Below are 13665 nucleotides of genomic sequence, written 5' to 3'. Positions count from 1 at the left end.
CCCCTTCGCACTGAACGGACGGGGGTGGGTTGGTGGCGATTGGTGACGCTCCCACGCAGGTGGAGCAGCAATGGCTGACCCGGCTGATCCTTCAGCACAACAACGAGCTTCCCGAGCTGCGTCGCCTGCTGGAGTACTACGAGGGTCAGCAGCGGCTTTCGTACATGCACCCGGAGCTGATGGACACGCTGGATGAGCGAGTCCGCCAGGTGGTCATCAACTGGCCGCGCCTCGTGGTCGACGCGCTGGAAGAACGGATCGATCTCCAGGGCTTCCGGCTCGGCGGGCAACCCAAGCTCGACCGCGACCTGGACCACGTGGCGCAGTACAACGACCTCGACGCCGGGTATCAGCAGGCCCACGTCACCGCGATGGTGATGAAGCGGGCCTACGCGATCGTCGGCGCGAACCCGCGCCCTGCCGACGCGCAGTACCCGCTGGTCACGATCGAGTCGCCGCTTGAGGTCCATGTGGAGCTGGACCCGGCGACCCGGCGGGTCATCGCCGCGATCAAGCGCTGGCACGACTCCACTCCCGACGGCGAAGTCCGGTACTTCATCACGCTTTACCTGCCGGACTACACGGTGACCTACGTGGTCTCCCGCGAGAGCGGCGGTTACATCGAGGTCTCACGCGATGATCACGGCCTCGGCGAAGTCCTGGTGGTCCCGATCGTGAACCGGCCGCAGCTGTGGGCACCGCTGGGCACGTCCGAGCTGGCCGACGTTATCCCGCTGTCCGACGCGGCCTGCAAGATCGCCACGGACATGATGATCAGCGCCGAATTCCACGCCATGCCAAGGCGTTGGGCGCTCGGGTTCGATGAGGACGACTTCACCGACGCCGACGGCAAGAAAGTCTCCGTCTGGCAGACGATCGCGGGCAAGATCTGGTCCACCTCCAAGACCAAAAAGGACGATGGCGTTGAGGTCGGCCAGTTCAACGAGGCCGACCTGACCAACTTCCACAACACACTGCGAGCGCTGGCAACCCAGGTATCCACGGTCGCCGGCCTCGCGCTGCACCACCTCGGCTACTCCAGCGACAACCCCGCCAGCGCCGACGGCATCCGCGCCGCCGAAGCCCGGCACGTCAAGCGGGCCGAGCGGCGGATCAAGGGCTTCGAGACCGCTTGGGAACGGATCATGCGGCTGGTGATGCTCGTGCGTGACGGCTCCGTGCCGGACTCGGCGCGCTGGATGGAGACCGCCTGGGCCGACGCGGCGACGCCGACGTTCGCGCAAAAGTCCGACGCGGTGGTCAAGCTCTACCAGGCCGACAAGCTGGTACCGCGCCGGATGGCGCGCCGCACCCTGGGCTACACCCAGACTCAGATCGCGGACATGGAGCGCGAGGACCGCGAGGACGTGACCCGAGCGGTCTACGACCCGGCGGCCGAGACAGGACCGAAGGCCGAACCCGCCGCCGCCGACCAGCAGCGGCGGTCCCCGGTGCCCGCCGGTAGCGCCAGCGGATGACCGCGCCGACGGCCGAGCGCACCGAGATCGGCCACGACCACCAGGACGCCAACCAGGCCACCGTCCGGCGGGCCGCCAACGAGGTAGAGCAGGCGTGGCGCGAAGTCGTGCCCGACCGGCTGAGCTCTGCGTACCCGACCGCGATCCTGCCGGTGTTCATCTCGGCGGTCACGAACGGCCAGATCTACGCCGCCGCGCTGGCGCAGCCGTTCGTGGACGAGGCACTGTCCGGCACCGACGAATCTGCGGTGGCCTCGGTGCTGCCCGCGAGCTTCGGCGGCGTGACCGCTGGCGGTATGAGCTTGGAATGGCTGGCCACCGCGCTCCAGGTGTGGCTTTTGGAGAACCTGCGCGCCGGGATGTCCACAACGGACGCCCATCAGGTCGGTCTCCGGCGGGCGCTGACCTATGTCTCGACCGAGATCAACGATGCGGGGCGGTCGGCCGTGCAGGTCGCCGAGACTGCGCACCCTGGCGCTGCCGGTCACGAGCGGGTGGTGCGCCTGCCCGCGTGCGATCGCTGCATCGTGCTCGCTGGGAGGTTCTACCGCTACAGCACGGGTTTCCTCCGGCACCCGCGTTGCGACTGCACGATGGTCCCGGTCAGCCGCCAGGAGTGGCGCGACGGGCGGCCGGAGAACGAGCCGACCGCGCTGTTCCACGCGATGAGCGAGGCCGAGCAGAACCGGCGCTTCGGCCTGGCCAACGCCGAGGTCATCCGCATGGGCGGCGACATCTCCCAGGTCGTCAATGCTCGGAGCGGAATGGCGACGGTCCAGGCATTCGGCCGGACCATGCAGATCACGACCACCGGCACGACCACGCGAGCCCTATACGGCGGCTACGAGATCCTGCCGGATGGTCGGCTCCGGCGGCGGCCGGACAGCGAGCTGCGCAAGGTGTCCGGCAGCCGCTACCGCGTCACCGAAGCTCCTCGCCTGACTCCAGGTGAGATTTTCCAGCTGGGCCACGAGTTCGGGTGGGACCGCGAAGAGTTGGTGCGCCAACTCCGCCGCCATGCCTACCTGACTCGCTGAGCTCCCCAGTGAACGCGCGAAGCCGGTAGCTGGGTCGGGGAATCCCAATCTGGTTGTCAACCCCCCGGATGTGTTTGGGACGTGCCCGGAGCGGCAGTTCTGTCACCCGGTCGTCGGCGGGCGAGTCACGGACCGAGGTCCCAGAGCAATCGGTAGTAGGCGGTCCGTATTGGGTCCGGGTCGATGCCGTAAGCGTCGAGCAGGCGCCTTTCCCACCCGGGCCCGTAGTTCCACTGGGTGCTCCAGGTCGCGATGGCCAGATCCGCCCACCGGTCAGCGACCCCAAGCGATCCAAAGTCGACGTGCCCGGTCCAGTTCCCGTCGTCTCCGATCAGCGTGTTGGGTGCACACGCGTCGCCGTGGCACACGACGAGCTTGTCGATCGGTGGCGGCTGGTCTGCGATTTGCACGGCGGTACGGACGTCGAGCGCTTGGTGTTCGGGATGCCAGTGCGCTGGGCCGAGTCGACCTTGGGCTGCAAGCCGATGCACCTCGGCCAGCCGGGTCTCGGCCGTCCAGGAGAATGGGCACTCGTTGACTGGCAGTGTGTCGTGCAGTGCGCGAAGTCCCTCGCCGATGGCGATGACAGCGGTCTTCGGTTCCGCCTTCCAGCGGTCGCAGACGGCGTTGTAACCGGGCACGCCCTCGGTGATCAACCACGTACCGGCGTCGTCACTGCCGTAGTCCAGCACCTTCGGCACGTCCATGTATGACGCCGCCCAGCGTAAGCGAGCGATTTCCGGCTTCAGGGCGGTGTCGCTGCCGGTCGGCGCCCACTTGATGAACTCCCGTCTGGCGTCCGACTGGACCTCGAAGGTCAATCCACCGAGCTGGTTCCGCCAGACCGGTGTGACGGCGCGTCCTCTGGCCAGGGTGCGCACTCTCGCTGGCACGAACAACTCCGAATCGGACGGTTGGCCTGCGAGCACTCAAGCATTCTTGCATGCCATGCGCCAATACAGGGCAGGATCACCCTGCTGGCACGTGGAGCGAAGCTCGCGCCTCCATCCAAGTGCCAGCATCGGTAACACTTTTCCCGGGGCCTGCGGCGGATGAGATATACCCGCAGCCTCGTGGCGTTTCGGCAGGGTCAACGGGCATGCTATTTCTTGGCCTTGTCCCCCGCGCTGGGCGGAACGGACTCGCGTCGCTCTGGCTTCTCGCGCTGAGCGGCACGAGTCCGTGCCGCTTCGCCTTCTCGCGCCGCACGGCGCAATCCCTTTCCGCCGCAGTACCGGGCTCCGCACGGCACGCCCGGCGATCCCGCACGGGAGGAACCACAGTTCATGTCCGACACCACCACGGCAGACGCCCCCGCCGACGGCGGGACCGACGACACACCGCAGCAGTCCGACCCCGGCACGCAGTCGCCGGCTGGCAAGCCCGCCGATGAGAAGTCCACGCAGGACGAGCCGGAGAAGGATTACCGCAAGCTCTACGAGCAGACCCTTGCCCAGTCCCGCAAGTGGGAGTCTCGCGCACGCGAGAACCGGGATAAGGCCAAGAAGTGGGACGAGGCCGAGGAAGCCAACCGCACCGAGGCCGAGAAGAACGCCGCCCGCGCCGACGAGGCCGAGGCCCGTGCCAAGTCGGCGCTGACCTCCGCGATCAACGCCGAGATCCGCGCCGCCGCACACGGGTGGGCCACTCCCGCCGACGCCCCGCGCTACCTGGACGACAAGGCGCGCTACGTCACCGAGGACGGCGAGATCGACACCGCCGCTATCGCCGAGGACGTAGCCGCCGTGCTCAAGGACCGCCCGCACCTCGCGGCGGCCGAGGGCGGTCGGCGTGGCCCGAACCCCGATCCCGGCCAGGGCGCGAGGGGCGGGGTGTCGGTCGCGGACCAGATCCGCGAGGCCGAGCGCAACGGGGATCACCGGGAAGCGCTGCGGCTGAAGACCGCGCAACTGCTCGAACGCAAGTCGAGCTGATCGGCGTCGAGGTGTCGGCGTCGTAGCAGAACAGGAGAAATGCGATGCCCGGCATTACCGGCATGATCACCACGTTCAACTCGCCGAACTACGTGGGCGAGCTGTTCGCGGTCACGCCGACCGATACCCCGCTGCTGTCCTCGATCGGCGGGCTGACCGGCGGCCAGTCCACGGACTCCACGATCTTCACCTGGCAGTCCTACGACCTGCGCGCGGCCGACAACTCCCGGCAGCGCCTGGAGGGCGCGGATGCCCCGGAGCCCGAGGCCCGTACGCGCTGGAACAACTTCAACACGGTGGAGATCCATCAGGAAGCGCTGGACATCTCCTACACCCGCGAGGCCGCAACCGGCCAATACGCGGGCACCGGTTCGGCGGTGTCGACCTCGGGCGCGATCAGCGGCATCAACCCGGTCGGCGACGAGCTGACCTGGCAGACCCAGCGGCACCTGGAGCAGATCGCCCGCGACATCGAGCTGTCCTTCATCACTGGCACGTTCGCGCAGCCGACGGACAACACCCAGCCGCGCAAGACGCGGGGCCTTCTCCAGGCCATCCAGACCAATGTGATCACCAACGCCACCGCCGCCGCGCTGACCGAGGAGCTGATCGTGGATCTGCTCCAGGAAACATGGGAGAACGGCGGGCTCACCGTTTCGGAGACGGCGACGCTGATCTGCAACGCCTTCCAGAAGCGACAGCTCACCAAGGCATTCATCGCCGACAAGGGCTACCGCGAGCAGACCCGCAACGTCGGCGGGGTCGCGTTGCAGACCATCGAGACCGACTTTGGGCGGCTGAACATCATGCTCAACCGCTACATGCCCGCCGACACGGTGATCGTCGCGTCGCTGGACGAGCTGGCCCCGGTGTTCCTGCGCATCCCCGGCCGCGGATTCCTGTTCACTGAGCCGCTGGCGAAGACCGGCGCCAGCGACAAGTACCAGATCTACGGCGAAGTGGGCTTGAACTACGGCAACGAGCGCGCCCACGGCAAGATCACCGGACTCACCACGACCCCGGCGGCTTGATCGTCATGGGCGGCAGGCCGAACTCCGGAACGCCGAAGGACCAGCGCATCTCCGGGCGCGGGGCCAAGCCCGGCCCGAAGAAGGGCAGCCACAACACTAAGAAGGGCGGCGGGTCGTGAAGTTCACCAGCGAGCAGCATCCCGGCCTGATCGTGCGCGACCTCGGCGTGCGCTTCACCGACGGGGTGGCCGACGTGGATGCCAAGACGGCGGCCGAGCTGCGCAAGCTCCCGCCCGAGCTGGGTGTCCGCGAGACGGGTAAGCCCGACGACGGCGACACGTCCGGCAAGGACGCTTCGGCCAAGACCCGGCGGGCACGGTCGGAGTAAGGCGTGGCCGAGCTGTTCACCGCAGCCACCCTCGCCGCGCTGGCCGGCCGCGCGGTCTCGGAGGAGACCGCCGCCGCGATCCACACGTGGGTGCTGGCGGCGATCATCGCCGAAATCGGCGACCTGCCCGAGCCGGTCCCGCCAGGGGTGGCGGCTGTGGCGCTGGAGCTGGGCGAGGCTGCTGTGCCCACACCTGGCGGTGCGGCCTCGACCACGATCGGGCCGTACTCGGCGACCTACGCCGACACCGGCAGCTCCGGTCTGGCGCTGAGCCGCGAGCAGCGCACCCGGCTGCGTCGGGCAGTCGGCAAGGGCAAGGCGTTCAGCGTCGGCACCGCTACACAGTCCGTTGTGGACGGAGAATGACGCCCGAAGGACTGATCGGGCAACGGATCACGGTGTCCCGCCCATCGGGTACCGACCGCTACGGCGATTCCCTGCCGCCCACTGTGCATGTCGTCGAGGACTGCGTCCTTGCCCCGGCGGGATCGTCCGAGGACACCGATCGGGCCGATCAGGTCACCGCGCGCATGAGGGTCTACGCAGGGCTGAACGCCGATGTCCTGGCAACTGACCGCGTGGTGCTGCCCGACGGCACCCGGTGGGCGGTCAGCGGTGAACCCCAGTGCTACCGAAGCCCGTTCGTGGAGGATGCGGGTGTGTGCGTGATCAACCTGGAGAGGGTGACCGGCTGAATGGCGAACGTCGAATTCAGACTCGACCACCAGGGCCTCGCCGCGCTGCTGCGCGGTCCCGAGGTGCATGACCTGATCATGGATCGGGCGCGGGGCGGCGCGCAGTTCGCCCAGCGCATCGCGCCACGCAGGACCGGCGAGTACGCCGCGAACCTCCGCGCCGAAGACGGCGGGCTCGGCGGCCGACGCAACGACCGGCCCGTAGGGCTGATCGTGGCCACCGCACCGCACTCGGCGGCCGTGGAGTGGGGCAACGAGTGCCAGCCGCACGCCTATCACGTGCTCAGTCGCACGATCGACATCGTGGAAGCGGGCTAAGACATGGGCCTGGTCCTGCCTCCGTTTCCGGACGCCGAAACCGTCGTGATGACGCTGCTGGAGCAGGTCGCGCCCACGGTCACCGCGACTCCGGCCGACCTCACGCCGCCGCTGATCAGGGTGAACCGCGTCGGCGGCAGCGACGACAGGATCACCGACTTCCCCCGCGTGGAAGTGGCCTGTTATGGCCTGGACCGCGCGCAGGCATGGCAGCTTGCGGAGCAATGCCGCCAAGTGATCCTCGGCAGCATCCGGTCCCGAGTGGACGGCGTGCTCATCGACGACGCACGCACCGACAACCCACCGACGCAAGTGCCCTACGCGACCACTGAGGACACTCGCCGCGTCATCGGCTATTTCCGGCTGGCCTGGCGAAGACCGGGATCATTTCTTAAGGATTAGCCCGAGGACTCCAATCACAAGGGTTACGACAACGCCCGCGACAGAAATTGCACCTACCTGCCGGTGACGTTGGCTCGATCTCTCATCTTCTCTGTACTGCTCCAGCGATTGCGCACGCAATACCGCACCCGACGACCCGAAAATAAAGTGGAGTGTCCACATTACGACGCACGTGATCGACGAAGTCAGAATGTACGTCACGACGAGAAAAGCAGGCGTCTCGCCTTTTTGTAGCAATCCTATGGTTCCCGAAACTAGCGTCACCAGGAAAGTTAGGCTGACGAAGATCCTTAACCCCGAGAGAAGGCGGTCTGCCGGACTATTGCTCCGAAGTCGCGTACGCCGCGCACGCGCCCACTTGTAAACCGCATCGCGTTCGCGTTTGCTTCCTCTTACTCTGGCCTGGTTGGCGTTTAAAGTAACCATAAATCCAGAGCGCCCTGTGATCCAAACGGATCTCAGCTCATCATCGGATAGGCTGCGCAAGTCTTCGGCTTCAGAAAAGCTGCCGCCATCGAACGCCAATGTGGCCTGATTCTCAGGATCAAGAGACCGAGTTACCGCAAGAAGGGCCTCTAGGTCATCAATGGTCACGAGCACATGGCCGAGGTTTCGCACGCCATAGTCGTCTGCATCGCGTACCGCCCTTGTCACTGACACCCAGCAACTGTACAGCGCTCAGTATGCGTTTAAACGCGATTCAACACGTCGGGAGTGATCCATGACTACGCCAACGACCACCACATACGACGCGCTCAAGAAGAAGCAGAGCGACCTGATCCGCAAGGCGCTGGAGGGCTCGATCTTCATCGCCGACGCTTCCGCGGATCTGCCGACGGCGCTGACGACCGGGGCCACCTCCGATCTTCTCCCGCTTCCCACCGGCTACGAGGACATCGGCTGGGTGGACAAGGGCGACGGTGCCACCTGGAGCAAGAGCGTGGACACCTCCGACGTGAATTCCTGGGGTGCGGTCGAGCCGACCCGGCGCGACATCACAAAGCAGACCGACGGCCTGAAGTTCACCGCGCAGGAGACGAAGCGCCGGACCCTGGAGCTGTACGAGGGCGTCAACCTCTCCGGCGTCACCCCCGACGCCACCACTGGCGAGGTCACCTTCGACCGCCCGCCCCGCCCGACCACGCGCACCTTCCGCGCGTTCGGGCTGTTCGTCGATGGCGTCGGCCCGGACACCATCTACGTCGCCAAGCTCGCGCCGAAGGCCGACGTCACCGACACCGGCGATCAGAAGTGGTCCGACGGTGACGACCCGGTGGGCTACGAGGTCACGATGACCGCCAACTACGACGACGAAGTCGGCACCGCCATGCGGTTTTTCTTCGGCGGCCCCGGATGGAAGGCGCTCCTGGAGGAGATGGGCTTCACCACGGCCTGACGGCCCCTCAGACGTGGCGCGACGCTCACGGACGGGGTGGCCGTGGCGTCGCGCCACACCCTTCGCCCCGCGTATCCGACCACCCCGCGCTCAGCAGAGGAGGACCGCGATGCCCACCCTGCGCTCTCCGAACGGCAGGACGTACCGCACCGAGGACGAGGCCGAGGTCCGCAACCTCACCCTCGGCCACGGCTACACGGTCGTGCCCGAGGACCAGCCAGCCGCGCCAGATCAGCCGGCCACCGAGGAGCACGACGAGCACCAGGACGACGACGAGTACGAGGACGACCAGTAGAAGGAGACCACCCCGACGATGGGCAGGAAGTACAAGTTCAACCGCTACGTCCGCGAGGCCAGGAGCGAACCGTTCGACCTGGAGCTGGACGATGGCCAGGAGATCAGCATTCCGGCCCCGGACGGGGACACGGTGCTGGAGATCGAGGAGTCCCGCAGCTCACGCCGCACCCTGGAGCTGCTGACCGGCGACTACTTCGACCAGGTCTACGAGCTGGTACGCCACGAGCCCGCGAGCGTGCTCAACGGCTTGGTCGCCGACATGGCGGACCACTTTGGACTGGCGGCGGCCCCGCCGGGGGGTACGCGGGCCTCGTCGCGCTGATCGAGGACTACGGCGAGGCGCTTGAATACGACCTCCAACGGGAGCTGGGGATCGACATCCTGGAGTTTTTCCGCGCCGAGCGGCCGTGGGCTCAGCTTCTCCGGCTGGCCGAGCGGCTGCCCGACCACAGCCACTACAAGGTCGCCATCCACGACGATGACGAGCTGGCCCAACGCCAGCGCGCCACCGAGCACGAGATGGGCAAGCGCAGCTCCGGCAAGTCCAGGGTGGACGCGCACACCTGGACGCCGGAACGGGCGGCACTGACCGACGTGGCCGACATCCTGCTCGCTATCCGGGCCTCGCTGGAGGCGCAGCGCACCGGCAAGAAACAGAAGGCCACGCCGATGCCCCGGCCCCGGCTGGCACGGGACCGCTTGGCGGCGGCCGAGAGCTACCAACGTCATCGCGATCGGGTGCGGCTGATGCTCGGGAGGTGACTCCCGCGTGGCGTATTCGGCCGGTGCAGCGTACGTCCAGTTGCTCCCCAGCCTGCGCGGCTTCGGCAGCTCGGCGGCCTCACAGATCAACTCCCAGCTCTCGGGCGTCGGTGGTCCTGCCGGACAGCAGATTGGCCGAAATGTCGGCGGGGGGATGGAAACCGGGCTGTCGGCCACCCTGACCCGGCTGCGCGGCCGGTTTGATGCTCTGGCCCGTGACGGGTCGGCGTCGATGGGCACGCTGGCGCGAGGCACCGCCCCGGTACTCGATCAGCTCGCCCGAGTCAGTCCCGTACTGGGGCGAGTCCGCGACGGCTTCAACGACGGCCGGGTAGCGGCGACGGCGTTCTCTGGCGCGGCGGGCACCGCGGGCGGGCGCCTACGCGCCGTGGTCGATCACACCGGTCGCGTCGGTGCCGGCTTCGGCGCGATGGCCACGTTGAGCGAAGGCGCGATGACGCGGACCGGCGGCGCGATCGGGCGCGGCCTGCTCGCACCGATCCGAAGCGCGAACAACCTGCTGGCCAGCTACGGCATTACCGCCGGGACCGTGTTCGGTCTCGCTGGCGTCGCCGCGGCTGGCATGGGCATCAAGTTCGCGGCCAGCCAAGAGCAGGCCCAGATGGCGTTCACGACGATGCTCGGCGGTGCTCAGGAGGCCCAGCGGTTCGTAGCCGAGCTCCAGGATTTTGCGGCGAGGACCCCGTTCGATCTGCCGTCAGTGACCACCGGGGCGCAGCGGCTCATGGCGTTCGGGTTCGCCGCTCAGGACGTGCTGCCCACATTGACCGCGATCGGCGATGCCGTGTCGGGCATGGGCGGCTCGGCGGAGCAGATCAACCAGGTCGTGCTGGCGATCGGGCAGATGTCGGCCAAGGGCAAGGTCCAGGGCGACGAGATCTTGCAGCTCACCGAGGCCGGGATCCCGGCGCTGCGCATCCTCGCCAACCAGTTCGGGGTCACAACTGGCGAGTTGCAGGACATGATCACCAAGGGGCTGGTCCCCAGCGCCGAGGCGATCCCCAAACTCATGTCCGGCATCCAGCAGGGCACCCAGGGAGCGGCGGGGCAGACGCAGGCGTTCGCCGGGATGATGGCCAACCAGGCCACGACCTTGACCGGCATCTGGTCCAACTTCACCGACAACCTGAACAAGGCGCTGGGCCAGCTCGTCACGCCCGCGCTGCCGCTGATCAAAACCTCGTTGGGCTTCCTGACCGATGCGCTCGACCAGGTTCCCGCGCTCCTCCAGTCCATTGCAAACAGTCCGCTGTTCCAATTGGTCACGGGCGCGCTCAAGACGGCCTTCGCTGAGATCAGCGGTGGTGTCCGGGCGTTCTTCGCTGCCTGGCGCGAGGGCGGGACCGACCTCACCTCGTCGGGCGTCGCGGGCTTCCTGGAGGCGGTCGGGTTGGCGGCCCGCAACGTCTGGGACGCGCTCCAGCCAGTCGTGAGCCTGTTAGGCCAGATCGCGGGAGCCGCGATCGTGGGGGGCTGGCGGTTACTGGGTGATGTGCTCGGCGGGTATGTGGCACCCGCGCTGATCACGGTGTCCACCTGGGTCCGGCCGCTGACGCCGGTCATCGTCGGCCTGGCCATAGCGTTCGCGACCTGGTACGGGATCGCCGCCGCAGTGGCGGCGGTGACCGGTGCGGTCACCCTTGTCCGGAACGCGATCATGGCCGTGCGCATTGCCTGGCTGGCACTGAGCCTGGTCTTCGCCGCGAGCCCGATCGACTTCATCATCGCCTTGGTTGCGGGTCTGGTCGCCGGGGTCATCTACGCCTGGACGCACTTCGAGGGCTTCCGCGCCGTCGTACTCGCCTGCTGGCAGGCCATCCAGGACGCGGCGCTGTGGGCCTGGAACAACGCGATCAAGCCCGCCTTCGACGGGATCGTCGCCGGAGCGCTGGCGGTCGGCTCGGCGGCGGTGTGGCTCTGGCAGAACGCGATCGTGCCTGCGTTCAACGGGGTCGTCACCGCCGTGGAAGCTGTCGGCGCGGCGGCCGTGTGGCTCTGGCGGAGCGCCGTCGCAGCGTTCAATGCGGTGGCTGCGGCAGCGGCCTGGCTCTGGTTCAACGTGCTTTCGCCTGTGTTCAGCTTCATCTGGCTGGCGGTTCGGGTGCTGGCGGCGATCGTGTTCACGGTGCTCGTCACGCCCTGGGTGATCGCGTTTCAGGCGCTCGCGGCGGTAGCGATGTGGCTGTGGGACAACGCGCTCGGGCCGTTCTTCAGCTGGGTCGGCGAGCAAGCGGCGGCACTGTGGAACGCCTGGGTTCAGCCCGCGATTGACGGGATCGTCGCCGGGTTCCGGTTGCTCGGCGCTTCGGCAATCGCATTGTGGACAGACTGGATCAAGCCCGCGATCGACTGGATCATCAGCGGATTCCGGTGGCTCGGCGCTGAGGCTAGTGCACTGTGGACAGATAAGATCGTCCCAGCGTTCGACGCGATCGGCCAGGCTTTCGTTTGGCTCTATGACCACACGATCGGCTTTGTTGCAAACCTGATCGTCAGCGCGTTCCGTGCGATCGGCGATTGGGCCGTGTGGCTGTGGACGCAGCAGATCGTTCCTACCTGGACGGCGATCTCGACCGCGATTTCCGACGCCTACCACGGCACGATCGCGGTGGTGTTTGGCTTGCTGCGATGGGCGCTGCGAGCTTGGCGATTTCTTCACCTGGGTCTACGAGGCGCGGATCAAGCCAGCCTGGGACGCCGTGGGGTCGGCGATCCAGTGGGTCTACGACCACTGGATTCATCCGGCGTTCGAGGCGGTCAAGTCGGCGGTTCATTCCGTGGGCGAAGCCTTCGACGCGGCCGTTGCCTGGATCGGCAGGGTCTGGGATCGGGTCAAGGGCATCGCGGCCGTGCCGGTCAACTTCGTGATCGATTGGGTCTATAACCGGGGCATCCGCGCGGTCTGGAACTGGGTCGCCGACTTCTTGGGCCTGGGTAAGCTCGCCGAGGCCACGCCTATCCAGTTTGCCGGGGGCGGTGTGCTGGCGGGGTACGCGCCCGGCCGCGACGACGTACCGGCACTGCTGTCGCGCGGGGAGTCGGTCCTCACACCGGAAGCCACGCGGCTGGTCGGTCCGGAAAACGTGCTGGCGCTCAATGCTGCGGCCTCCGGGCGTCCGGCCACCGTGGTAGGGCGCGGCGGATTCTCCGGCGGAGGCATCGCCCGGTTCGCTGGCGGTGGCGTCATCGATTCGCTCCTGTCCCTTGTGGAGGGCATCGGCGAGGGCGTGGTCTCGCTGTTCAAGGACCCGGTCGGTTGGGTCAAGGCGCGCATTGGATTCCCGGACTCTCCCTGGATCACGATGCTGGCCAAGATGCCGGGCGAGTTGATCGGCAAGGCCGTGGACTGGCTGTGGGCCAAGATCAACCCGTTCTCCTCCGGCGAGCCCGGTGCGCCCACCGTCGGCGGCGATCTGGCCGGGTGGATTCGCGCAGCGATGATGTTCGCGGGCGTGCCCGCGAACTGGGAAGGACCGCTGCGGACGCTGATCATGCGCGAGTCCGGCGGCAACCCCCGCGCGATCAACCTCTGGGACATCAACGCCCAACGGGGAGACCCGAGCCGGGGTCTCATGCAGACCATCGGGTCCACCTTCGATGCCTACCGAGACCGGCGGCTCTCGGCCGACATCTACGACCCCATCGCCAACCTCGTCGCGGGCATCAACTACATCAAGAGCAGCTACGGAACCATCTTCCGCGTTCAGCAGGCCGTCGGCCCCACCCCACAGGGCTACGACCAGGGCGGCTGGCTCCCACCCGGGCTGTCCACTGTCTACAACGGCACCGGCCGCCCCGAGGCCGTCTTCACAAGTGATCAGTACGAGGCCCTGGTCGGACAGATGCAAGCCGGAGAACCTGCGCGCTACATCACCGTCTACGCGCGCACCGACGCCGACCCTGAGCACATCGCTCACTCCGTCGATCGACACCTGGCAATCGGCACGCGACTGTAGGGGGTGAGCG

17 protein-coding genes are annotated in these 13665 nt (G+C 67.4%); 15 read left to right on the top strand and 2 right to left on the bottom strand.

Annotated features, from left to right (window positions below):
• Positions 1-32 precede the first annotated feature (32 nt).
• Together BJ970_RS12375 and BJ970_RS12370 are read left to right on the top strand one after the other, a co-directional pair.
• A complete protein-coding gene (locus tag BJ970_RS12375; RefSeq protein ID WP_184726395.1) occupies positions 33-1478 on the top strand; it encodes a phage portal protein in 1446 nt (481 codons plus the stop codon).
• On the top strand, positions 1475-2515 hold the full coding sequence (locus BJ970_RS12370) for a VG15 protein (RefSeq protein WP_184726394.1): 1041 nt from the start codon (positions 1475-1477) through the stop codon (positions 2513-2515). The genes BJ970_RS12375 and BJ970_RS12370 overlap by 4 nt, the downstream gene beginning before the upstream one ends.
• A 125-nt stretch (positions 2516-2640) precedes the next feature.
• Here the strand turns inward: BJ970_RS12370 and BJ970_RS12365 are convergent, their stop codons facing one another.
• A complete protein-coding gene (locus tag BJ970_RS12365) occupies positions 2641-3408 on the bottom strand; it encodes an aminoglycoside 3'-phosphotransferase (RefSeq protein WP_184726393.1) in 768 nt (255 codons plus the stop codon).
• 393 nt (positions 3409-3801) lie between these two features.
• Here BJ970_RS12365 and BJ970_RS12360 point away from each other — a divergent pair, with 393 nt between their 5' ends.
• From BJ970_RS12360 to BJ970_RS12330, 7 genes are all read left to right on the top strand, one after another.
• Positions 3802-4449: a hypothetical protein gene (locus tag BJ970_RS12360; protein ID WP_184726392.1), complete on the top strand. Its 648-nt coding sequence runs from the start codon at positions 3802-3804 to the stop codon at positions 4447-4449.
• A gap of 44 nt (positions 4450-4493) precedes the next feature.
• A complete protein-coding gene (locus tag BJ970_RS12355; protein WP_184726391.1) occupies positions 4494-5480 on the top strand; it encodes an SU10 major capsid protein in 987 nt (328 codons plus the stop codon).
• A 115-nt stretch (positions 5481-5595) separates the two neighbouring features.
• Positions 5596-5808, top strand: coding sequence for a hypothetical protein (locus tag BJ970_RS12350; protein ID WP_184726390.1), 213 nt, complete (start codon positions 5596-5598; stop codon positions 5806-5808).
• Positions 5809-5811: 3 nt separating this feature from the next.
• On the top strand, positions 5812-6174 hold the full coding sequence (locus BJ970_RS12345) for a hypothetical protein (protein ID WP_184726389.1): 363 nt from the start codon (positions 5812-5814) through the stop codon (positions 6172-6174).
• Positions 6171-6503, top strand: a complete 333-nt coding sequence (locus tag BJ970_RS12340) for a hypothetical protein (RefSeq protein ID WP_184726388.1) — start codon at positions 6171-6173, stop codon at positions 6501-6503. The genes BJ970_RS12345 and BJ970_RS12340 overlap by 4 nt, the downstream gene beginning before the upstream one ends.
• Entirely contained in the window at positions 6504-6821 is a 318-nt protein-coding gene (locus BJ970_RS12335; protein WP_184726387.1) for a hypothetical protein, read from the top strand.
• 3 nt (positions 6822-6824) lie between these two features.
• Positions 6825-7223 carry a phage tail termination protein gene (locus tag BJ970_RS12330; RefSeq protein ID WP_184726386.1) on the top strand — a complete coding sequence of 133 codons (399 nt, stop codon included), beginning with the start codon at positions 6825-6827 and terminating at the stop codon, positions 7221-7223.
• On the opposite strand, the gene BJ970_RS12325 is transcribed toward BJ970_RS12330, so the two are convergent.
• Entirely contained in the window at positions 7206-7883 is a 678-nt protein-coding gene (locus BJ970_RS12325) for a hypothetical protein (protein WP_184726385.1), read from the bottom strand. The two genes, BJ970_RS12330 and BJ970_RS12325, sit on opposite strands and share 18 nt — an antisense overlap.
• 61 nt (positions 7884-7944) lie before the next feature.
• Between BJ970_RS12325 and BJ970_RS12320 the strand changes: the two genes are divergently transcribed.
• From BJ970_RS12320 to BJ970_RS37760, 6 genes are all read left to right on the top strand, one after another.
• Positions 7945-8619 carry a phage tail tube protein gene (locus BJ970_RS12320; protein WP_184726384.1) on the top strand — a complete coding sequence of 225 codons (675 nt, stop codon included), beginning with the start codon at positions 7945-7947 and terminating at the stop codon, positions 8617-8619.
• 109 nt (positions 8620-8728) lie between these two features.
• Positions 8729-8914, top strand: a complete 186-nt coding sequence (locus tag BJ970_RS12315; protein ID WP_184726383.1) for a hypothetical protein — start codon at positions 8729-8731, stop codon at positions 8912-8914.
• Positions 8915-8932: 18 nt separating this feature from the next.
• Positions 8933-9238 carry a hypothetical protein gene (locus BJ970_RS12310; protein WP_184726382.1) on the top strand — a complete coding sequence of 102 codons (306 nt, stop codon included), beginning with the start codon at positions 8933-8935 and terminating at the stop codon, positions 9236-9238.
• Positions 9239-9435: 197 nt separating this feature from the next.
• On the top strand, positions 9436-9678 hold the full coding sequence (locus BJ970_RS12305; RefSeq protein WP_184726381.1) for a hypothetical protein: 243 nt from the start codon (positions 9436-9438) through the stop codon (positions 9676-9678).
• Between the two features lie 7 nt (positions 9679-9685).
• Entirely contained in the window at positions 9686-12583 is a 2898-nt protein-coding gene (locus tag BJ970_RS12300) for a tape measure protein (RefSeq protein ID WP_184726380.1), read from the top strand.
• Positions 12477-13655 carry a lytic transglycosylase domain-containing protein gene (locus tag BJ970_RS37760; RefSeq protein WP_184726379.1) on the top strand — a complete coding sequence of 393 codons (1179 nt, stop codon included), beginning with the start codon at positions 12477-12479 and terminating at the stop codon, positions 13653-13655. Before BJ970_RS12300 ends, BJ970_RS37760 begins: the two co-directional genes overlap by 107 nt.
• Positions 13656-13665 lie beyond the last annotated feature (10 nt).

Origin of the sequence: Saccharopolyspora phatthalungensis (genome assembly GCF_014203395.1) — a bacterium.
Taxonomy (GTDB): Bacteria; Actinomycetota; Actinomycetes; order Mycobacteriales; family Pseudonocardiaceae; genus Saccharopolyspora; species Saccharopolyspora phatthalungensis.
Note: the sequence above shows the minus strand (reverse complement) of the source record. Positions and strands in the feature narration are given on the sequence as shown.

What these genes read in the sequence shown, in the direction of transcription:
- BJ970_RS12320 (WP_184726384.1), top strand. Translation starts at nt 7,945, where the DNA reads ATGACTACGCCAACGACCACCACATACGACGCGCTCAAGAAGAAGCAG.
- BJ970_RS12305 (WP_184726381.1), top strand. Translation starts at nt 9,436, where the DNA reads ATGGGCAAGCGCAGCTCCGGCAAGTCCAGGGTGGACGCGCACACCTGG.
- BJ970_RS12330 (WP_184726386.1), top strand. Translation starts at nt 6,825, where the DNA reads ATGGGCCTGGTCCTGCCTCCGTTTCCGGACGCCGAAACCGTCGTGATG.
- BJ970_RS12370 (WP_184726394.1), top strand. Translation starts at nt 1,475, where the DNA reads ATGACCGCGCCGACGGCCGAGCGCACCGAGATCGGCCACGACCACCAG.
- BJ970_RS12360 (WP_184726392.1), top strand. Translation starts at nt 3,802, where the DNA reads ATGTCCGACACCACCACGGCAGACGCCCCCGCCGACGGCGGGACCGAC.
- BJ970_RS12310 (WP_184726382.1), top strand. Translation starts at nt 8,933, where the DNA reads ATGGGCAGGAAGTACAAGTTCAACCGCTACGTCCGCGAGGCCAGGAGC.
- BJ970_RS12340 (WP_184726388.1), top strand. Translation starts at nt 6,171, where the DNA reads ATGACGCCCGAAGGACTGATCGGGCAACGGATCACGGTGTCCCGCCCA.
- BJ970_RS12335 (WP_184726387.1), top strand. Translation starts at nt 6,504, where the DNA reads ATGGCGAACGTCGAATTCAGACTCGACCACCAGGGCCTCGCCGCGCTG.
- BJ970_RS12355 (WP_184726391.1), top strand. Translation starts at nt 4,494, where the DNA reads ATGCCCGGCATTACCGGCATGATCACCACGTTCAACTCGCCGAACTAC.
- BJ970_RS12315 (WP_184726383.1), top strand. Translation starts at nt 8,729, where the DNA reads ATGCCCACCCTGCGCTCTCCGAACGGCAGGACGTACCGCACCGAGGAC.